A 21,105-nucleotide genomic window follows, 5' to 3' on the forward strand; every position below is an offset into this window, starting at 1 on the left:
CGGCTATTAAATAAATAAGGGAGTATTTATGAAGCGATCAGAAAAACACTTGAGTGAGACAACTTTACGAAGATTCTCTATAGCTTTAGGATTAACGACAGCCCTCTATGGGATGAGTGCTATGGCACAGGCACAAGAGCTCCTAACACACCATATTTATCCCGAAGTTGCAAATGGAACTGCGACATACGTGCGTCCTATGCTTGCGACCAAAATTTTGCGTCTCGACATTGTATTACCACTGCGTGATCAGGAGGGATTAGATAGTTTTGTAAAAGAACTTTATAATCCTGCAAGTCCCTTTTATCGGAAGTTCCTCACCGTATCAGAGTTTACTGATAGATTTGGTCCGAGTCAGGAGGATTATGACACCGTAATTCAGTTCGCCAAAGATCACGGCTTTAAGGTAGTAGGAGGCTCTCGCGATGGTATGGACATTCAGATTGAAGGCTCTGTTGCGAATATCGAGAAAACCTTCAATATATCCATGCAGATGTACAAGGACGCCAAAGAAAACCGCATATTTTATGCCCCAGATCGCGAGCCCACGGTGGATTTGCCATTCCCTCTATGGCATATCTCTGGCTTAGACAACTATTCAATCCCTCATCCTCGGTATAAATATAGAGAACAGGAGCTGGGTGAACCCAGGGCGACTACAGGTTCTGGTCCTCAGAACTCATTCTTAGGCAGCGACATGAGGGCCGCTTACTATGGAGTAAAAGGGCCATCAGCTCTGACTGGTGCAGGCCAACATCTCGGGCTGCTTGAATATGCGGGTACAAATCTGATTGATTTATACACTTATTTCAACAATATTGGTCAAACTAATAGGGTACCCATAACCTTGCTCTCCACAGACGGTACACCAACGAGTTGCGTCCATCCATCGTGTGACGATGTTGAACAAACACTGGATATGACACAGGCTCTTGGTATGGCTCCTGGACTCGCAAGTTTGGTAATGTATATAGGCTCCACTGATACTGCAATTTTCAGCTCTATGGTTTCGCATAATCCTTTACCTACGACTATTGGCTGTTCATGGGGATGGACACCTGCTGATCCAAACACACTTAACCCATACTGGGTGAGAATGATGGCTCAAGGTCAAACTTTTTTTGTAGCATCGGGCGATGATTCTACCTGGGAGAAGACTGGCAAAGCCGAGGCATGGCCGGCAGATTCTCCATATGTTGTCTCAGTTGGTGGTACTGACTTGATTACTACTGGCCCAGGCGGTGCTTGGCAGTCGGAAACAGCCTGGTCACATAGCGGTGGCGGCGTCTCCCCAGACAATGTTCCGATCCCCCCATGGCAGACCATTCCAGGCGTGATCAACTCAAGAAATAATGGTTCGCAATTTTTGCGTAATGGCCCAGATGTAGCCGCCAATGCGAATTTTACTTTTTACGTGTGCGCCAATCAAAAACCGTGTACGGCAAACCATTTCGGAGGCACTAGTTTTGCGGCTCCTATGTGGGCTGCCTATATCGCTCTGGCTAATCAACAGACAGCCGCCGTTCACCATACGACGCTTGGATTTATTAGTCATACTCTTTATTATCTTGGAGCATCATCCGTTTATGGTATCGTTTTTCATGATGTCATTTTCGGCCAATCTGGCATTTATTCAGCAGTACCTGGTTATGATCTTGTAACCGGCTGGGGTAGTATGAAAGGGCCTAACTTGATCAATTATCTTGCTTATTTTGGATAATTAGAACGATCCACTACGTCCCGCCCCTACGACTTGTTTACGGAATCCAGTTTTATCTCATTGTTGCTGGAATAGGGGCAGGCAGATCTTTTGTATGGCAAGGGGATATTTATCTTGTTAGAAAATATTACCAGTAATGAGAAGTACCTATACGCTCATCGGATCTTAAGGTAAGGATTTCATACCCATGATCAGTGACTAAAATGGTATGCTCCCATTGTGCAGATAATTTATGATCTTTTGTGACAACAGTCCATCCATCACCTAATGTCTTGATTTCCTTACTTCCTAAATTAATCATCGGTTCAATAGTAAAGGTCATTCCAGCTTGCAATGATAACCCTGTATTGGGCTGGCCAAAATGCATTACATCAGGTTTTTCCCACATGGTTCTACCAATGCCATGTCCCCCAAATTCACGAACAACAGAATACCGATTTTTCTCCGCATGTTCTTGGATGATGCTCCCTATGTCCCCGAGTCGGGCTCCCGGACGCACAAGAGCAATTGCCTTATAAAGACATTCCTGGGTGACTTCTACTAATTTTTTGGCAAAAGGTTTTACATTGCCAATGAGAAACATTTTACTTGTATCTCCAATGTATCCATCTTTTTGAACAGTAACGTCAATATTAATGATGTCGCCATTTTTAAGTAGTTTATTAGAAGGTATTCCATGACATACAACATGATTAATTGAGGTACAAATGCAAGCCGGAAATCCATAGTGATTTAATGTTGAAGGAATTGCTTTTAAATCTTCAATAATATAGTTACGACATATTCGCTCCAGTTCAATAGTGCTTATACCTGCAACAACATAAGGTTCTATCATTTGCAGTACCGATGCAGCCAGATTTCCAGCAATGCGCATTTTTTGTATTTCTTCAGGCGTCTTCACTAACATCGTGTATTTCCCCTGATGATGCTTGGTTTACTAAAATTTTGAGAATTTCAGGGTAAGTAATAGAAGGATTTTCTTCTGCTAATTTTCCTACTCTAATCCAATACTCAGCTTGTGAATTTATTGAACGACTCATGGCTCTAGCCATTAATTTAGTGGCTTCATGCAATTCATTTGAAATTTTTACAATACCCATAGAGTTCTCCTAAAAAAAGCGGATAATATAACATATTAATATATATTGCTACATTATGTGTATTAAGTGTAGTTTTCGTCATAAACGTAGTATTGTCAAATTACTCTGCATTAAAGAAAGCTCCCCCCTTGGAAGTATATGCTTCGCAAAAAAACCGATGAGCCATAACTTTATCTTAATGTTCAATAACTAAACTTCTCCTAATGATTTTATTATCAAAAAAATCAACCGAAAAGCAGTATATGAATAAAATATGGAGTCGCTAAAATGTTCCAGATAACCGGCCGTGATATTTACTCAATTAATGAATGGCAAGCTATTTTGCATTCTTCACATGGTGATAAAAAGAATAGCATTATTACTGAAATAACTGATGCAATAACAAAATACCATCAATTTGCAAAGAAAAAAGCAGACAATATCATTGCCCGAAAAGAAGCGTTATCTCACATAGAAAAATTGTGTGAGCGTTATGTTGCAGAACGTGGAGACGCTTTAGGTCAAAAACCACAAGGGATCCACAAGAAATTAGAAGATAGTATTGATTACTGGATTTTGTCATTACAGAAAAAGTCTAATCATAAGTTACAATACCTTAGCAAACTCGAATCGTTCTTAGCTACTGCTAAATCTCATCACATTAATCGCAATGAAATGATTGAACATTTAAAAGTACGTAACAAATCAAATGCACCATCACGGTTAAAATTATTCAGTGGGACATATCTCGAAAAAATTGATCCATTACATCGGCAATTTGAATTTAACATGAATAACTTACCTAATAAAACGTGCGGAATAAATTCTGCATTTATTGATTGGGTAAAAAGCGAAGACACTACTCCATTTTTTCTATGGTTAGAAAATCATAAGATATTAACTCAAAATCGAGTTTTTAAAGAAAAGTATGAAATTAGTTTGATTGATTATGCTTTGAAAGATGCGCATATTGCGACATTTAAAAACATTGAGGGCCAAAATTACATTGTTTCAAAGCCCCAAAATAGTGATGAAGAAGCTGAGAAATTAAATTCAAGACAAATGAAAAATTATAGCTTTAAAATGGGCACGGCATATGGATCAGCAGCATTTGTATGGTGCAAGGATAATGAAAATCAGTTTCTTACCCATCCTCATCAGGCTGGCAAATTCCATCATTCTTCATTGAGTGCGGGTAAAAGTGTACGATGTGCAGGCATGTGGGTGATAAACAATGGAATTATTACACACATAAGCAATAGCAGCGGACATTACCGACCAAGCTCGCTTTCATTTTATTTGCTCATCAAATTCTTAGAAGATAAGCAAGTGATTCACGATAATACGAAGGTAGCCGATTTGCGCAAACCCAATGAAGCTGTTAATCCTGATCAACCCTTTGGATCCACAAAAAGCCTCTATATTCCATTAAGAGAATATCTTGATTGGGCTGAGCAATTACCAGAGATACAGGAATACTTACAAACCGTGAATACAAATGACAACACAGCAAACGAGAAATGCATTATCTTTTAAATCAATCTCCAAGCTGACGCCTCTGAAGGAGACTAAAATGGCGGTTTTTATAAGGTAATTTACGTCTTCCTATCTTTTTCACCAAAAAAATTTTTATGGCATCGAGCATTTTTCACCTTGCCAACTCAGTGGGAGGGGATAGTTAATTTTTGTGCTTTCACTTATCTACCATTTCTGGCAATATTCGGCTTCTGTTATGGATTAAGGAAGATCGTGTCGTGTCGATAATTCTAAATTCCCACTGCTTTAAATTTCTGTTAGGGAGCTTATTGTTCTCTTTCTGTCAAATTATTGTTGCTGGAACTCCTAATGAAAAAGAAAAAAATATATCGCACTATGGCCATGCGATAGCGAGCCAAGATGGCTTTGGCTTCATTTCAAATGATAACCAAAACAAATTATTTCTGCATGGTCTTTATCAATTTGACAATGATGCTTTTTTCAATGTAAGAGGATTAACCATAAATAATGGTGCCGAAAGTACCGATATGATTAACCAGGATGATGTGAATCGATTTTGGATGAGACGTGTACGCCCCATTTTTAATGGTACTTTTTTGAAATATAATGATTTTTATTTCACACCGGATTTTGGTCAAGGTCAAACTCGCTTATTTGATGCCATTATTGATTTGCATTATTTTGAAGTGTTCAGTTTAAGAGCTGGCAAACAAAAAAGCCTCTTAACAGGATTTGATCGATTGAGAGGGGCCGCTACGAACAATACAGTTGAACGTGGCTATGCAACGATGATGGCGCCGAGCAGAGAATATGGTTTCGTATTCTACGGAGCTGTGGGTCCAAAGCGAAAAACCGATCAATCTCCTTATAATTATAAATACAATAAATTCAATGACTGGTTTTCTTATGAGGTTGGGGTATTAACAGGGACTTTTGATAATACCAATCCCGGATTAAATCCTGTTACACCCACTACCTTTAGTTCAGAGACAGCAACCTTAGCGAATAAAGTATTTGAAGTTCGCTTGTTTACCAATCCTTTCCTAAATGGTTATTTGCCGCTTTTAAGAAATTTGGGATTTGGCATCGCTGGCAGTACAGAAGAGGTAAACAATCAAAGCAATCCACCTGCTCTAGTTTCTGTTGGCCAAAATCCAATTTTCTTTTATGAAACGGATGTACACGGGAATGGTCCAAGAAAAAGACTTCATCCTCAAGCTTTTTGGTTCCTAGGCCCTTTTGGCGTATTTGGGGAATGGGCACAAACTCGGCAAACCCTGTCCAAAGGACTTGTTTTCCCCAACGCTGATGCTCTGCAATTCGTTGAAGTGACGAACCACGCAGCAGAAGTGCAAGTGGTTTATAATTTGACTCAAGAAGCCTTTACGCTCGGGTCGTTAAAACCTAATCGCAACTTCTCTCCCAGGGAGAAGGGATGGGGCGCGTTTCAATTAGTCGCGAGGTGGTCACAATTAGCGCTGGACAATCGTATTTTTAATTCTTTTACTACCGAAGAAGAGCAAACCAATTACACCTTTTCTGATCCCAGGCTCTCTATACAAAGAGCGAACACTTGGGGCGTAGGGATTAATTGGTTCTTAAATAGAAATATGGTCATTATGACAGAATATGATCAAACTAGTTTTGTTGGGGGGTGTTCCACAGGAGCATTAAATGCCCCAGAGACACCTGGATGTTTAACCGCCGGTGATTATGCCACCGCTTCGACAAGTAAAGTGAGAAACCGTCCCAATGAACGTGTGATTATGCAACGGTTTCAATTATCTTTCTAAAGTACTCTGCCATCTGCAAGCTCATTAATATTATTTACTTCTTAAATAAAGTCGTTAATTTTTCAAATTCTATAATAATGAAGCTAAAGATGCCTATTACTCCTATCCCAACGTTATGCCAAAGGGTAAGGGGTTCTGTTTTAAAAATTTCTTGCATAAATGGCATATAAGTAAAACTTAACTGCAAGAAAGCAACTAATCCTATTGCGACTAATACAGGTTTTGTTCCTTGCATTCCTTTCCAGGTTAGAGATGGGCCATGTATATATCTCGAACTGAACAGGTAAAAAATTTCCAGTAAGACTAAGGTATTTACGGTCATTGTTCGTGCCGTTTCCAGGCTTTCTCCGCGCCACAATGTCCAATAAAACACGGTAAAAACACTAGCGACAAAGAGTAGGGAAACAAAAATAATCCGCCAAACAAGGTACTTCGATAGCAAAGGTTCATGAACTGGAGTTGGCGCTCGTTTCATGATACGAGGTTCGGATGGTTCAAAAGCTAAGGCAAGCCCTAATGCTACAGAACACGTCATATTTACCCATAGAATTTGTACCGGAGTAATCGGCAAAGTGGCACCCATGATAATAGCAATAGCCAGACTCAGTGTTTCACCACCATTAATTGGCAGCAAAAACAAAATGGCTTTTTTTAAATTATCATAAACGGTTCGTCCTTCCTTTACTGCCGCGACAATAGAGGCAAAATTATCATCTGTGATAACCATTTCAGCTGCCTCCTTGGCGACTTCTGTTCCTTTATGTCCCATGGCTACCCCTATGTCAGCTCGTTTTAGAGCTGGGGCATCATTGACTCCATCACCAGTCATTGCAACTACATAACCTTTGGCTTGCAGCGCGTTGACTAACCGTAATTTATCTTCAGGACTAGTGCGTGCAAAAACATCAACTGTTTCAATCGATTGCTCGAAACGTTCATCACTAAGCTCGTGTAATTCTTTCCCGGTTAACACGTGTTGACCATCACCTATTCCTAATTGCCTGGCGATAGCCAATGCGGTGATAGCATGATCGCCTGTTATCATTTTGACTCGAATATTGGCTGCTCGACACTCTTTTACTGCTTGAATGGCCTCTTCTCGTGGAGGGTCAATAATACCCACGATGCCAATCAGTATCAAATCAGACGTTACATCCGCAAACTCTATCTTCTCGTCATTGATTGAAACAGGTTTGTAAGCAATCGCTAACGTGCGTAACCCCTGCTGTGCCAAATTAGAAATTTTCTGCTGCCAATAGTCAAGGTCAAATGCATCATACCCCTGATTATGAAGCTGGAAGGAACAAAAATTGAAAACAACTTCGGGGGCTCCCTTTAAATAGATAAAAGCCGATTTCTCTTGGTGGTGTAAGGTAGCCATAAACCGATGTTCTGCATCAAAAGGAATCACATCCTTCAATGTGAGTTTTTCTTCCAGCTGATGTCGGTATATTCCTGCTTTGGCTGCGAGAGAAAGTAAAGCCCCCTCCATGGGATCACCCTGTAATTTTGGCTCATTATCCTGAAAATCCAATTCTGCATCATTACATAGTACGCACGCAGTCCCCAAAGTTAATAAATCATGATTTTCTTGAGGCTGTATTTTCTTGCTTTCAAAATAAAAAGAACCCTCCGCATTGTAGCCTACGCCACTGACATCCAGATCGCTCGTTGCTAAGCAGATTTTCTGCACAGACATCTCATTGCGCGTCAAAGTGCCCGTTTTATCAGTGCAAATAATGGATACTGAACCTAAAGTTTCCACAGCAGGAAGTTTTCGGATAATAGCATATCGGCTGGCCATGCGCTGAACCCCAATAGCTAAAGCCACCGTCAATATAACAGGTAATCCTTCAGGGATTGCTGCTACAATAATCCCTACTGCGGCCATAAACATCTCATGTGCTGAAAAGTGATGAAGAAAATAACCAATAAGAAACAAAACACTTGCAAAAGCTAAAATAAATCCACTTAACCATTGAGAAAATAAAGACATTTTCTTTATAAGTGGTGTCATTAAGGGTTGTACATGGGTAAGTAACTGGTTGATTTTGCCAATTTCTGTTTGAATTCCTGTTGCAACAACAATCCCTTCCCCTTTGCCCGAAGTCACTAGTGTTCCTGAAAAAGCCATGTTGGTCTGTTCTGCTAATGGAGTATCAGAAGCTAATACCCCTATTTTCTTTTCAACTGTGTTGGACTCTCCTGTGAGTATGGCTTCATTAATTTTCAAGTTCTTAGTACGTACAAGTTTAAGATCAGCGGGGATTTTATCTCCTGATTGCAAAAGCACTAAATCACCAACGACTAACTCGCTTGCGGGAATAATCATTCGCTTATTTTCTCGTAAAACTGTAGCATGTAATGAAAGCATGCTATGTACAGCAGCAATCGCCTTTTCAGCTTTTCCTTCTTGTATAAACCCAATTAATGTGTTGATTAATATGACCCCGAAGATTATTACTGAATCGGTAATCTGGCCTAAAAATAAAGTTGCTATAGCTGCAGCCAATAATACAAGAATTAACGCGTTATTTAACTGAGAAAGAAGCCTTTTAAAGACCGATTGTGGAGGTAAAGAGGGCAGTTCATTGTATCCAAATTTCAATAGGCGATTTTTCGACTCGCTTATTGTTAAACCTTCTTCAGTTGAAGTCATAAGCTCATTACAAATATCGTTATCCGTACAATCATTCCATGAATGGAGTCTGTTATTTTTCTTCATAATTCTTCCAGACTATGAAAAAGAAAATTGTTGTTTTTTTGCTTTAATAAGCTTTTACAGGCGATACAAAACCCTGTGGTTTAAGCGCCCAAAGCGAACAATTGATTTTTTGCAGAATATTTTCGGCTGTATTACCAATAATAAAACCAGCTATTCCTGTTCGTGCTACTGTTCCCATCACCAAAATATCAATTTTATTCTCATTAATGCTTGAAGGGATAAGTTCAGAAGGATGTCCTTTCACGTGATATATGGTTGGTTGCTCTTTTATGCCTGATTCATGGATCAGCGCACATAATGCACTATAATGTGAGCGACTCTCTTTCATCACCATTTCATCCAGTTCTGGTGGGGGGATATCAATAAGAACGCTACGGCGCAGATAGTCTTCCAAAACGAAATCCCAGCAAGTAACAACACTTAATTTAGCCTTATAATGTATTGCAAGAGCATTGGATAACCTTAAAAGGTTAATAGAAAGATCATGACCTGAAACCTCCTCCTCTTTGGGGTCAATCGCTACGGCGATATGAATCGTTTTATCTGGAGTTATCGGACGATGAAGAAATAAAGTGCAAGGGCATTTACGTAATAGGGCCATATCTAATGCCCTAAAACCTTTTTTATTACCATCTTTTTCTGCTGCTTTCACTACAAGATCGTATGGATGACGCAGTACGCGCTGAATAATACGGATATCTGGTGTATTTCCACATTCAATTTCTATCTTTATTAATGGCTCTTTCTTATTAAGAGATAAGGAAGTTTTCGCTGATTCAATGATTTTGTTCATTTTTTCTATAAGAAACGTTTCATACGAGCTTTTATATTCATCAAGATTATGAGGAAAGGGTGGGCATGTTATCAGAATATCAAGGGTTGCTTTATTATCAGCAGCTAATCTTATAGTATGTCGTAAAGCTTCAGATTCATCATCAATTCCGTTACTTACAAACAGAATATTATGAAATTGTTTCATTCCCTGTTCCTCCATGAGTTCATAACCAATTGAGCTACACTTTACTTTATTAATTGATCTTCAAAGTAAAATTCCTATTTAATAATTAATTTTAGACTATTTTTCTTGAATGATGCGTGATAACTTTTTACATTGAGTAAAAATTAAAAAAGGACTATTTGGATTGCATCATTCGCTTCCCCTGATTACCACCATCGCCATGGGATTTGCTTTAGCATTAATCCTGGGATTGATTGCCGCACGCCTTAAGATTCCCGCATTAGTAGGTTATTTATTAGCTGGTGTTGCTATTGGGCCGTTTACTCCCGGATTGATGGCAGATATCAGTATCGCTCAGGAGCTTGCGGAAATTGGGGTTATGCTGCTGATGTTTGGAGTAGGATTACATTTTTCATTGTCGGATTTGATGCGCGTACGCAAGATTGCTATCCCTGGTGCAATAGCCCAAATCCTTGCAGCAACAATACTTGGCGGTTGTGTTGCAATCATGTGGGATTGGAATTATGGCAGCGCTTTAATTTTTGGGCTTTCTCTATCCGTAGCCAGTACCGTTGTATTATTGAGAGCACTTGAAGAACGAGGAGCCCTTGAATCGATTAATGGCCACATTGCTATAGGCTGGCTTTTGGTTGAGGACTTGGTTATGGTTGTTGTTCTTGTGTTGCTTCCACCGCTAGCACATTGGCTAGGCGACAGCTCATCTGTTGATATTCATAAACCTCTGTGGTTGGTTTTTGGTCTAACACTCCTTAAGGTATCAACGTTCATTGCATTCATGCTCTTGGTCGGTCGACGGTATTTCCCTAAGCTACTCTGGCTTGTTGCCCGAACCGGCTCACGTGAATTGTTTACTTTATGTGTGATTACTGCAGCAATTAGCATTGCCTATGTGGCCTCTAAATTGTTTGGTGTTTCGTTTGCCTTAGGTGCTTTTTTTGCAGGTATGATTATGCGCGAATCTTCATTCAGTCATCGTGCTGCTGAAGAATCCTTGCCGCTTCGGGATGCATTTGCTGTATTGTTTTTTGTTTCAGTCGGCATGTTGTTTAATCCTTCTGTGTTGATTGAACAACCCTTACAAATTTTAATTGTGGTGGGGATTATCGTTATCGGCAAGTCAATTGCAGCTTTTGCATTAGTCCTTGCATTTCGCTATCCATTACAATCCGCATTAATCGTATCAGCAAGTCTGGCGCAAATTGGTGAGTTTTCATTCATACTTGCTGAGCTAGGGATACGCTTAGGCATGCTTCCTACAGAAGGTCAAAGTTTTATTCTTGCCGGTGCACTCATATCCATAGCGATTAACCCTCTTATATTTAAATTAGTGAATCCTGTTCATGCTTGGATAAAGTCTTACCCTCGATTGCTCCATTTTTTTGAACGCGCCCACGATTCTTTGGCTGAATTACCGATGTCCACAAAAAAAGAGTATCTTGCAGGGCAAGTGGTTTTAGTGGGCTATGGGCGTGTTGGGAAGCGCGTTGCCCATTTACTTTCTGAAAAAAACATTCCTTACGTTGTGATTGAGGAAAACAGAGAGCTAATTGCAAGTTTGCGAGCTTCTGGTGTTCCTGCAGTTTACGGCGATGCATCCAAACCTGCCGTGCTGATTCAAAGCCATATTGCTCATGCCAGTATGCTCATGATTGTCATAGCGGATACTGTCCACCTAAGGAAGATGATTCAATATGCTTATCAACTTAATCCAAAAATAGAAATTGTTGTCCGTACACATGATGAAGAAGAAGCGGTGTTATTACAGAAAGAAATTGCAGGCAAAGTATTTTTCGCTGAAGGGGAAATCGCTAAAAACATGGGAAAATATGCCTTAAACCGATATGGAAAATTATAAATTAGTACGATTTAGAATCAGTCTTTAAGTGATTAGGGCTTTGGAGGAACAACAAGCATATCCACAAACTAAGATGAAGAATTCGTTGGCAACACTTTTGAATAAGAAGTCTTTACGCTTGGGACGTTAAAACCTAACCGCAATTTCTCTCTCAGGGAGAAGGGATTAATTGGTTTTTAAATAGAAATATGGTCGTTATAACAGAATATGATCACACGATAAATTGCCAAAATTAATCTGTTTGGAGTAAAGCGACGCTCTTAGTTATCCATTTCTTCCCAAGTACAATCTTGTGCATTCGGATAATCACAATGATACCCATAGAAGTTATCGTCTTTATCATTTGGGAAGGTTGTTTTAATCCATACATTGCTTTTGAGTCGTATAGAGGTTGACTAAAAAATCTGAAAATTCATTGGGCCGTCACAATTCATCGGATTGGTTGACTTTTTGTTGGAAAGAGACCTAAACTAATCTTGAAGCGTGCCGCGCCGGTGCTGCTAACACCAGCGCTGCACTAACCATAATCCTAGCGCAAACTAGAATCATGGCTAAGTACCATGGCAAACGCATTGAAATTCTCTAGTCCATAATTCTGTTATTAGCGTCACTACCCATCTATTGAAATTAGGATTAAATAACTTTATAAGGTCTTATTTTTTAGGGAAAATAAGATGAATATAGAAGGAACTTTTCTAAGCCATTTTAAGCAATTAGAAGACCCTCGTTTAATTAGTCACCGCAATTTACGCCATAATCTTGAGGATATATTAATTATCAGTATATTAGCAACGATATGCGGTGCGGATAATTGGGTAGAAATAGAGCGCTTTGGCTTAGCAAAACAAGAATGGCTAGAAACGTTTTTGGGGCTTCCCGAAGGCATTCCTTCTCATGATACTTTTTCCCGAGTATTTGCCTTGCTTGAGCCTGATTGCTTTGAAACGTGTTTTAATGAATGGATAGCTTCATTAGATATTGATTTAAAAAATGAAATTATTGCATTGGATGGAAAAACGCTAAGAGGCTCTGGGAATAAAAGGCAACATCATCCTGCGTTACATCTGGTTAGTGCATGGGCAACGAAGAATCGTGTTCTGTTAGCTCAAGTCAAAACTGAAGAAAAATCAAACGAAATTAGTGCTATCCCCAAATTATTGACAATGATGCATATAGAAGGCGCAACGATTACTCTCGATGCCATGGGATGTCAGACTCAAATTGCAAAACAAATTATTACTCAGGGTGCTAATTACGTTCTATCTTTGAAAGAAAATCAACCCACGCTATATCATGACGTACGCACTATTTTTTTACGTGCTGAAGAGGAAGAGAAAAAATATAAAAAAATGCTTCATTTACGCCGAGTTGAGAAAATACATGCTCACGGCAGAATAGAAACCAGGCGCTATACCTTAATTTCATCTCGAGCCCCATTACTATTTGAATTACGTTGGCCTGGATTAAAAGGAATTGGTAAAGTCGATGTGGTACGCACAACGAATAATCAAGTAGAACGCTCTACTCGATACTTCATCACGAGTCTGGATTACGAACAAATCGACTTATTTAAAGAAGCCGTTAGAAAACATTGGCACATTGAAATTGATTTGCATTGGTCTTTAGATGTTGGCTTTCGCGAGGATTTGAATCAAGCCCATGTCGGACACTCAGCTCATAATTTAGCCATTATTAGACGAATCGCTCTCAATCTTCTCAAAAAAGAATCCTCTCACAAAAATGGAGTCGCCTGCCGACGAAAAACTGCTGGATGGTATCATGCTTATCTATTAAAAATTTTAACAAGCTAAATAGATTTTAGGGGGAATTTAATGCGTTTGCCATGTGATGTGTGCAGGGCATGTTCTGTTGGTTAGGAATCAATAGAGCACTGCTGTCGCTTTATTGATTTTCTCCCCTCAGAATATGCTCGTGCAGCGTGCGTGGTACGTTTCCTGGAATATTTTCAGAGTGTTGTTGAAGAAAGGAACTTATCCATGGAGAAAAGCACATTCAATTGGCCGCCTCATATTTTGTTGATTGATGACAATCCATCAACTACCGTCCTTGTCCTGCGTTTGTTTCGCTATCTGGGGTATAGTGTCATGCACGCTGACAAAGCAGAAGAAATAGTAACGTTTATCCAGAAGGAGCAATTTGATTTAATCGCCATAAATCTGGCCTTTTCATGTTTAGAAAAATACTGGCTGCATCGTACCCAATACTTTAGAGAAAATATCTCCATCATTTACTATACCCCCACTATTCTCATCAATGATTTTACCCATGCAGCGAAGCAGGCGGGCAGGGATATACGGGATGACAGCTGGATGCTTTATTCTGAATTTTTTCATTTTTTACCTTTTACATGAACATTGAATATTTTATTCAACTTAAAATATAAAAATTTAAAACATTCAACGGCGTTGGCATGCGAGCATTTTCTTGGTTGATTCATGGCAACGATCTCATATTAAGTCTGACTTATTGGATTCACTTGAATCAAAAAACCAATAGGCGATTAACTTCAACCAATCATTGAGCAAGAACCAGACAAACGCATAACCCCAAACAAACAACGCCCAGCCCCAGCCAAGAGGTTTCATAAATATTCCATAGACAGCAAGTAAGGTTGCCAAAATTTGTGTTCCAAGAACAGCACACCATAAAATTTTTGCAGGACGTATTGACCAGAATGGGCCACGTGTGCGGGTCAAAAAGATGGTCAGATGTCCAGCTACCGATAACATGAGATACATGAGTGTCTGGAGATGAGGATGATCCAGATGAAAAACACGGTCACCAAGATAAAATAACCCAAATGCAGCCACGGGGCCAATAACCCCTAATACCGTAGCAACTCCCAGTACCACTTTCATATTCCAAGATTGAGGTTTATTTTTACAATGTACGTTATCATAAGCAATAGATAATATGGCACCGTCATTGAGCAATGCCAAAATCACAATCATCACTGCTGTTAAGGGATAAAAGTTAAAGATGAAGATGGCTAAAGTCATAAATAACAGGACACGTAAGGTTTCCGCAATCCGATAAATTGCATAACTATTCATGCGTTGAAAAATTTTCCTGCTCTCTTTAATCGCATCAATAATTACTATCAGTCCAGGAGTCATTAACACGATGTCTGCTGTAGCACGTGCTGCATCCATCGCACTCGAAACAGCGATACCACAATCCGCTTTCTTCAATGCAGGCGCATCATTTACCCCATCACCTGTCATTCCGACAATATGACCTTGTTGTTGCAATGCATTGACAATACTGAGTTTGTGTTCAGGAAATACTTGTGCAAAACCACTGGCATGTTCAATAGACTTCGTTAATTGTGTCGTCAATCCATCCAAGATGCTCGCATCGAAAATATCGGAGCCAATTCCTAATTTCTTTGCTGTTTCCTTAGCGATTGCTAACTGATCGCCAGTAACCATTTTAACTTGAACACTCATGTGTCGTGCTGTATCTACAATTGTTCTGGCATCTTTTCGGAGCGGGTCAAATAAAGGCAACACACCAAGAAACTGCCATGAGCCATCTCCATCAGCTCGTGCAACACCTAATGAGCGAAAACCATGTTCAGCAAAATCATTGACTGATTTATCGACAAGTGATTTCACATGCGCTGCATTAGCTGATAATGCCAGGATTACTTGAGGTGCACCTTTTGTCACCTTAAATTCCTTTCCATCCGGACCCTTGACTAACACCTCTGTACGTTTATGTACTGGATCAAAAGGCTGGAAATGAAGCCTTTGGTACTCTTGCAAAGCTTGCGTATTCTTTAATCCGCGAAGAATTGCTAAATCAATGGTGTCGTTATTGTCGGCACGAGATGCCAGAGCCGCATTGAGGATCACAAAATTTTCGGAAACATTGTTTACACTAAAGGGAGCACCTAAGGTCAATTGGTTTTGTGTCAACGTACCTGTCTTGTCGGTGCACAGCACATCCATGCCTGCTAACTCCTCCACAGCGGTTAATCGAGTCACAATGGCCTTTTTCTTAGCTAAAACACGAGCACCAACGGCCATGGTCACTGAGAGTACGGTAGGCATGGCAACAGGAATTGCAGCTACTATCAATACTAACGCAAATTGTAATGTCATGAGTATTGGATCACCGCGAAGAAGCGTGACTGTAATAATTGCCGCCACTAAGACTAAAGCAAGAGCAATCAGGTAATTGCCTATCTTTAAAACGCCACGCTGGAAGTGACTCACAGTATGCACTTCTTTGACCATCTGTGCTGTTTTACCAAAATAGGTTTTGGCACCAGTCGCATAAATCAGTGCATTACTTTCACCCTGACGAATAATTGAGCCAGAAAATATAGCATCGCCAGATTGATACACAACGGGTAAGGATTCACCTGTCAATGCGGATTGGTCAACTTCTACTGGATCACCTTCCAATAAACGAGCATCAGCAGGTACGATATCGCCCAGGCGTAAATGAATCACATCCCCAGGTACTAATTCACGCGATTTAAGATTAATCCATTTTCCATTACGTTTTGCTCGGCACGTAATCGCAAGGCTTGCTTTAAGGGCAGCAATAGCGTTTCCAGCTTGATGTTCTTCCCAAAAGCCCACTAAAGCATTAGAGATTAATAAAACAAGGATGATCAAAAAATCCGGCCAGTGTCCTACTAAACCGGACAAAATCACAGCTACTTCAATCATCCAGGGAATGGGGCCCCAAAAGTAGGTGAGAAATTGCACCAAAGGGTTGCGCTTTTTATCCTCGATTTCATTAGGTCCATAGTGAATCAATCGTTTCTTTGCTTGGGCTTGACTAAGGCCTTCTGGCGATGAATCCAGTTTGTTCTGTAATTCCAATAGAGGCATAGATTGCAAATCATCTTTAGTATCGGATTTCATAATGGTCATACTCCTGTAATCCAGATTTTATGAAAAATATACGATAATCTGTGCTCATTCTGAATCTTTCTAATGCAAATAAATCTATTGGTTTTTTAATTGCAATAAAGCACTGTTTGTCTTAAATCCTATCTACTTTGAGTCATTATCTTTCATGCGCAGAACGAGCTGCTATCAAAAAATGGATCTGAAGATCGGATGAGTCATTTCTATTTATTTCTTTTATCCATGGGGCTTGTGAACTTTATGCGAGGAAGCTCATAATCGCATATGACGTTCTTAATTGATGCTGGTTATAAATCAAAGTTCATTTTGACCTCCATGATGTTAATTATATTGCAATTCCTCCATTTAAACCGGTTTGACGCTTCTAGGTTTTATTTTATATTTGACCGCATTATGCAGCTGGTCAGATTTTTTTCTTCGTTTTTACGAATAAGCCGCGCTACAAAACGTGTGGGGAATTTTAATGTTTCAGCAATTAAAAGTGGGGGGATTGTTTTTCTACGTAATGTAGATGCAATACTTCTTTTTTATTTATGGAAGCAAGAAACTCCAGGTAAACTCCTCTTCCATATCAATATGTTCTGAATCATTTTTTTGCGTAAAGGAATCAATAAGATTTTTTTCTTCTTCATCAGGAGAGATTAAATCGAATATTGAGCTGGCAATTAATTGGTTCATTTCTTTAGCTTGTTTTATAAATTTTAACTTTTCCTTTGGAATTGATTGGCCAGTAACCGCACTTTTATGGGTTATATTTAAAACCATCTCAATAGGATGTAAAAAAGTTCTAATATTATCTTTTTATCAAGACTGTTTGTGAGCTAAAGTATAACTTGGCTTAGCGCTCCGGAACTTGTATATGGACTCATCCGGGATTGCAATATGTTCTAATGTAGTGAGGTTTGCATTTGTATATCCGGTAATATTTTAGAGTATTAAATTAACTCATACCTTGATGTGATTCGTCCTCTGTCTCCTTTATCGCGCCGTCGAACATAATAGCTCAGCAAGTTCCTCAGGTATAAACAGAGTAGATTTTACCTTACTTTCATCATCGCATTTTGCAAAACTTAGATAATCACTTTTCTTTAATTACAAACAAAATATATAAAACTAACTTGCTAATTGATATTTATATTCTTCACCATAATACATTATTGCCCAGGCATGCCGCGCATTTTTATTAGCGATCGCAACGCATGCTTTATTAAACCCTCTATCTTGTTTTATTCTATTTACCCAAGAGTTTAAAGGAGTTATTTTTTTATCGGAAATCTTTGCCACTGAACGTCCGCCATTGATTAAAAGATTTCTTAAAGTAATATCACCTCGTTTACTTATTCCCATTAAACATTGTTTTCCTCCGCTTGAATGTTCTTTAGGCACAAGGCCCACAAAAGCTGCGAAATGGCGCCCATTTTTAAAGTTTTTAGCATCGCCTATTTTTACTACTAATAAAGAAGCCGTTAAGGGTCCAATACCCTTTAATTTCATAAGGCGTTTACAGTTTTCATTTCTAAGACATATATTTTCTAATTTTTTATCATATTGAGAAATTAGCCTAATTAGATGTAATACTTCTTGGTAAATTTCATAAATTTCTTCTCTAGCTATTTGTGTTAATTCATTACCAGCATTCTCCAAAATTTCTGGGATTTCTTTAGTAAAGAAAGTCATTCCTTGCCTCATGACAATACCGTATTCTGTCAAAAAACCTCGCGCTTGATTCGTTAAGGCCGTCCTTCTTCTTACAAGCTCTTCTCTTCTTCTATGAATTAGTTGGATGTCTTGTTGCTCTAGTGATTTAATAGGAACCGATGGCATACCATCCTGCATCGCTGCGGTTACTATACCTTGAGCATCATTCGCGTCATTTTTATTTCCTCGAACAAAAGGTTTAACATGCTGCGGGCTAATCAACATTACTTCATGCCCCATACTTCTAAAGATTCTTCCCCAATAATTTGATCCTGCACAAGCTTCCATTGCAATTTTGCAAGGATTTATGTTTCTTATAATATCCATCAAATTAGCTCTATTAATTTTTTTCTTTATGATCGTTTTTCTTTGCTTATCTATCCCATGCAATTGGAATATATTTTTTGCTAAATCAATACCTACAAGGCTAATATTATTCATTGGATTCTCTCTTAAATCGTTAAATCAGTTATCTTGGCCTAAGCTATGGCCGATTAAAAGAGGATGAGTCCATCACATTGCGCTCTGACGCAAAAAATTTATACCAGACGATTTATCAACAGAGCATTAGACCTGAAAGTACTTTATTCAGTAGTCATCTCTATAGTTTTCAGCCAAATTTCCAATAAACTAGGCCAGTTTGTAATTGGAAGGTTAATTAATCTTACTAAAAATCCGTGACCACCTTGCGCATAAATGAGGGATGTAAATACGGGTCTTACAACATGGGAGATTGATGGAGAATCAGTACCTATTTTTGACATGGAGCGTACAATTATCGATGCCTTTCGGTTTCTTTCAAAAGAAATTGCTCTTAAGGCACTTCAGAGTGGATTGAGAGAAAAACATATTGATTCCCGAAAATTGCAAAAGTATGCAAAGAAACTGCGGGTTGATATTACTCCTTATTTGTTGGCGATGACGATATGAATGAACAAGCAGGATAGTCCAGTCTCCCCATCATCCTGGCTAGTTGGCGAACTAAGTCAATACGGCGCTGATGGGCAGAGGCTTGTTCCTTTGGAAATTTCTCCAACCATTGCAACACCAACTCCTCAGGCAAGGCCACTTCTCTAAGTGTTGTGTTACAGAGAAACTGATCAAACTGATATAAATACGAACAAAAATTAACCTATACTAAAGTTATTATTTACATAATTACATTTATATCTATGGTTGATTTAAATAAATTGGAGAGGTTATATAAAGTTATTGATTTATTAATAGCTTCGGATTCGGCTAACTCCTTTTGGAAAGACATCATTCCAAAGACTCTGAAGCTTCCTAAGAATATTTCTTCTATGAAGCAGCTTTTCGAGGAACTTAAGAGAAACCCATTTGGTAGCGACTCATCAAACAAAATACGGTTGTTAGTTGAATTGGGAATAAAAGCAGATGATGCTTTGCATAGTGATCCAGATTTTTTAATAAATGCTAAAGAAAAGTTAAGTACTTTTAAAATATTCAAAGGCCTTTCTAGAGATCCGATCACAGCTCAATTTTATGAAGCGCTTGCTCAATTAAAAAATTTAAATAACCTTTCCGATGATGAGAAAAATATGTTGATTGATGAGGTTCAAAATAAATTATTAAATTTAATTAAAGAAAGGAACAGTGTTCATTTCAAACCTCCAAGGTTAGTGACCGATATCTTACACACCGAGCAACAAGAACAACTTTTAAAATCGCAATTGAAGCTTAAGGTTTCTGAAAATAGAACAATCGCATATATTTATAGTAATGAACCTCCATCGCAAGTGTTTCAACAAGGATTGAAAGCGAGTGGATTTGATCGCGCTCTATTTGAAGGTACATTGAGTAGTACTGTTGGGAGTAAAACAAGCATGTATATCCTCTCACATAATCAATTAGATTTAAAAAAAGCACAGCAATATAAATATGTTTATGTGGTTGATGTTTTCTCTCCAGCAATAATAAATATGAATAATTTTCCAAAAAATCCAACTCCAGACCAGAGTTTAATACCACGCGCAATTGAATCTGGTGAAATCGTTGGTTATTTCCAAGTAACTGTTGGGGAAAACCCTCAAATTAAAAATGTAGAAAGAAACCTCGAGTATGAAAAAACAATGGATCCCGGTAAACAACTACTATTTCGAGCGGATAGTCGCCATTACTCTGGCGCTCCATCTAAAGATGCAGCATTGCATGTTTTTCAAGAAGGCCCAATAAAGTCAGAACAAAACAAAGTATCAGCACAAAAGAAAACTGAGGATTTATTTAAAACTGGGATGAGGCCATGGGTCAATTATTCTGATGATTACAAAGAATATATCGATAACCGAAAACCAACCATTTTTATTTCTACGACAGATGATATTGAACGAGCACTTAAATTCCCTGAAGAAGTACAAGCAAAGGAAAAACGTTATATTTATGTAATGTATAAACCAGAACGAGCAATCCAATCCGTAAGCGTATATAAAGATAGTCAACATGCATTAACGGATAGTGAGTTTTTAGTTCCAGGTGGTATTTCAGGGGAACATATTATCGGTATGTATACTTATGAAAATGGTAAATACACTTCTTTCGATTATAATCCTAACTCAACGATAAATATTGGTAATGATCCTAAATATTTTTTGGAGGAGCGTGGCTTACCCATAGCTGAAGACATGCCGTACACTGAAGAAGTAGCTCCAAAAGTGGAGATATGATTTGAATGTGCTTATATAATGGATTTAGATTATAATTTTTGATTAGGTATATTTTGCGGAGGAATATCCATGTGTACTTCTTCTTTTTTACAGCGCATACCAATAACAAGCCCCCAATACAGCTTGAGAAGGTGCCGATAAAAAAGGGAATGAAGATGGATAACGCTCATT

At 38.7% G+C, this 21,105-nt stretch carries 16 protein-coding genes; 9 read left to right on the plus strand and 7 right to left on the minus strand.

What is annotated here, in order from left to right; genetic code table 11:
• Positions 1–28 precede the first annotated feature (28 nt).
• Positions 29–1,720: a S53 family peptidase gene (locus tag DY223_RS03610; protein WP_058460883.1), complete on the plus strand. Its 1,692-nt coding sequence runs from the start codon at positions 29–31 to the stop codon at positions 1,718–1,720.
• Positions 1,721–1,847: 127 nt separating this feature from the next.
• Here the strand turns inward: DY223_RS03610 and map are convergent, their stop codons facing one another.
• Both map and DY223_RS03620 read right to left on the minus strand, forming a co-directional pair.
• Positions 1,848–2,627, minus strand: a complete 780-nt coding sequence (gene map, locus DY223_RS03615; protein WP_058460882.1) for a type I methionyl aminopeptidase — start codon at positions 2,625–2,627, stop codon at positions 1,848–1,850.
• The gene (locus DY223_RS03620) at positions 2,608–2,820 is read right to left on the minus strand and encodes a ParD-like family protein (RefSeq protein WP_058460881.1); all 213 of its coding nucleotides are present in this window, start codon (positions 2,818–2,820) and stop codon (positions 2,608–2,610) included. The genes map and DY223_RS03620 overlap by 20 nt, the downstream gene beginning before the upstream one ends.
• A 267-nt stretch (positions 2,821–3,087) precedes the next feature.
• On the opposite strand from DY223_RS03620, the gene DY223_RS03625 reads away from it, so the two are divergent.
• Positions 3,088–4,335: a hypothetical protein gene (locus DY223_RS03625; RefSeq protein ID WP_058460880.1), complete on the plus strand. Its 1,248-nt coding sequence runs from the start codon at positions 3,088–3,090 to the stop codon at positions 4,333–4,335.
• Between the two features lie 269 nt (positions 4,336–4,604).
• A complete protein-coding gene (locus tag DY223_RS03630) occupies positions 4,605–6,089 on the plus strand; it encodes a porin (protein WP_058460879.1) in 1,485 nt (494 codons plus the stop codon).
• A 34-nt stretch (positions 6,090–6,123) separates the two neighbouring features.
• On the opposite strand, the gene DY223_RS03635 is transcribed toward DY223_RS03630, so the two are convergent.
• Both DY223_RS03635 and DY223_RS03640 read right to left on the minus strand, forming a co-directional pair.
• Complete coding sequence (locus DY223_RS03635; protein WP_058460878.1) at positions 6,124–8,814, minus strand: cation-transporting P-type ATPase; 2,691 nt, start codon at positions 8,812–8,814, stop codon at positions 6,124–6,126.
• Between the two features lie 43 nt (positions 8,815–8,857).
• Positions 8,858–9,793 (minus strand): universal stress protein, encoded by a 936-nt coding sequence (locus DY223_RS03640; RefSeq protein ID WP_058460877.1) that lies wholly within the window; start codon positions 9,791–9,793, stop codon positions 8,858–8,860.
• Between the two features lie 163 nt (positions 9,794–9,956).
• Here DY223_RS03640 and DY223_RS03645 point away from each other — a divergent pair, with 163 nt between their 5' ends.
• The 3 genes from DY223_RS03645 to DY223_RS03655 all read left to right on the plus strand — a co-directional run bounded on the left by DY223_RS03645 (position 9,957) and on the right by DY223_RS03655 (position 14,020).
• A complete protein-coding gene (locus DY223_RS03645) occupies positions 9,957–11,648 on the plus strand; it encodes a cation:proton antiporter domain-containing protein (RefSeq protein ID WP_058460876.1) in 1,692 nt (563 codons plus the stop codon).
• A 674-nt stretch (positions 11,649–12,322) separates the two neighbouring features.
• Positions 12,323–13,459: an ISAs1 family transposase gene (locus DY223_RS03650; protein ID WP_115684277.1), complete on the plus strand. Its 1,137-nt coding sequence runs from the start codon at positions 12,323–12,325 to the stop codon at positions 13,457–13,459.
• Between the two features lie 186 nt (positions 13,460–13,645).
• Entirely contained in the window at positions 13,646–14,020 is a 375-nt protein-coding gene (locus DY223_RS03655) for a response regulator (RefSeq protein WP_058460782.1), read from the plus strand.
• A gap of 96 nt (positions 14,021–14,116) precedes the next feature.
• Here DY223_RS03655 and DY223_RS03660 read toward each other — a convergent pair whose 3' ends face one another.
• From DY223_RS03660 to DY223_RS03670, 3 genes are all read right to left on the minus strand, one after another.
• Complete coding sequence (locus DY223_RS03660; RefSeq protein ID WP_115684278.1) at positions 14,117–16,549, minus strand: plasma-membrane proton-efflux P-type ATPase; 2,433 nt, start codon at positions 16,547–16,549, stop codon at positions 14,117–14,119.
• Between the two features lie 537 nt (positions 16,550–17,086).
• On the minus strand, positions 17,087–17,320 hold the full coding sequence (locus tag DY223_RS03665) for a hypothetical protein (RefSeq protein WP_058460784.1): 234 nt from the start codon (positions 17,318–17,320) through the stop codon (positions 17,087–17,089).
• Positions 17,321–17,668: 348 nt separating this feature from the next.
• Entirely contained in the window at positions 17,669–18,694 is a 1,026-nt protein-coding gene (locus tag DY223_RS03670; RefSeq protein WP_058460659.1) for an IS110 family RNA-guided transposase, read from the minus strand.
• A gap of 255 nt (positions 18,695–18,949) precedes the next feature.
• Between DY223_RS03670 and DY223_RS03675 the strand changes: the two genes are divergently transcribed.
• The 3 genes from DY223_RS03675 (at position 18,950) to DY223_RS03685 (ending at position 20,934) form a co-directional block, all read left to right on the plus strand.
• Positions 18,950–19,183 carry a type IV toxin-antitoxin system AbiEi family antitoxin domain-containing protein gene (locus DY223_RS03675; protein WP_058460665.1) on the plus strand — a complete coding sequence of 78 codons (234 nt, stop codon included), beginning with the start codon at positions 18,950–18,952 and terminating at the stop codon, positions 19,181–19,183.
• Positions 19,184–19,330 carry a hypothetical protein gene (locus tag DY223_RS19055; protein ID WP_154669241.1) on the plus strand — a complete coding sequence of 49 codons (147 nt, stop codon included), beginning with the start codon at positions 19,184–19,186 and terminating at the stop codon, positions 19,328–19,330. It begins immediately after the preceding gene.
• Between the two features lie 95 nt (positions 19,331–19,425).
• Positions 19,426–20,934 carry a scabin-related ADP-ribosyltransferase gene (locus DY223_RS03685; RefSeq protein WP_058460666.1) on the plus strand — a complete coding sequence of 503 codons (1,509 nt, stop codon included), beginning with the start codon at positions 19,426–19,428 and terminating at the stop codon, positions 20,932–20,934.
• Positions 20,935–21,105 lie beyond the last annotated feature (171 nt).

The sequence above is a fragment of the Legionella bozemanae genome (genome assembly GCF_900450575.1).
Taxonomy (GTDB): Bacteria; Pseudomonadota; Gammaproteobacteria; order Legionellales; family Legionellaceae; genus Legionella; species Legionella bozemanae.

Bases quoted from the DNA above. Each gene is read 5' to 3' on its own strand.
- DY223_RS03685 (WP_058460666.1), top strand. From the start codon at position 19,426: ATGGTTGATTTAAATAAATTGGAGAGGTTATATAAAGTTATTGATTTA.
- DY223_RS03660 (WP_115684278.1), bottom strand. From the start codon at position 16,549: ATGAAATCCGATACTAAAGATGATTTGCAATCTATGCCTCTATTGGAA.
- DY223_RS03640 (WP_058460877.1), bottom strand. From the start codon at position 9,793: ATGAAACAATTTCATAATATTCTGTTTGTAAGTAACGGAATTGATGAT.
- DY223_RS03620 (WP_058460881.1), bottom strand. From the start codon at position 2,820: ATGGGTATTGTAAAAATTTCAAATGAATTGCATGAAGCCACTAAATTA.
- DY223_RS03610 (WP_058460883.1), top strand. From the start codon at position 29: ATGAAGCGATCAGAAAAACACTTGAGTGAGACAACTTTACGAAGATTC.
- DY223_RS03665 (WP_058460784.1), bottom strand. From the start codon at position 17,320: ATGGTTTTAAATATAACCCATAAAAGTGCGGTTACTGGCCAATCAATT.
- DY223_RS03675 (WP_058460665.1), top strand. From the start codon at position 18,950: ATGAGGGATGTAAATACGGGTCTTACAACATGGGAGATTGATGGAGAA.
- DY223_RS03655 (WP_058460782.1), top strand. From the start codon at position 13,646: ATGGAGAAAAGCACATTCAATTGGCCGCCTCATATTTTGTTGATTGAT.
- DY223_RS03635 (WP_058460878.1), bottom strand. From the start codon at position 8,814: ATGAAGAAAAATAACAGACTCCATTCATGGAATGATTGTACGGATAAC.
- DY223_RS19055 (WP_154669241.1), top strand. From the start codon at position 19,184: ATGAACAAGCAGGATAGTCCAGTCTCCCCATCATCCTGGCTAGTTGGC.
- DY223_RS03670 (WP_058460659.1), bottom strand. From the start codon at position 18,694: ATGAATAATATTAGCCTTGTAGGTATTGATTTAGCAAAAAATATATTC.
- map (WP_058460882.1), bottom strand. From the start codon at position 2,627: ATGTTAGTGAAGACGCCTGAAGAAATACAAAAAATGCGCATTGCTGGA.
- DY223_RS03650 (WP_115684277.1), top strand. From the start codon at position 12,323: ATGAATATAGAAGGAACTTTTCTAAGCCATTTTAAGCAATTAGAAGAC.
- DY223_RS03625 (WP_058460880.1), top strand. From the start codon at position 3,088: ATGTTCCAGATAACCGGCCGTGATATTTACTCAATTAATGAATGGCAA.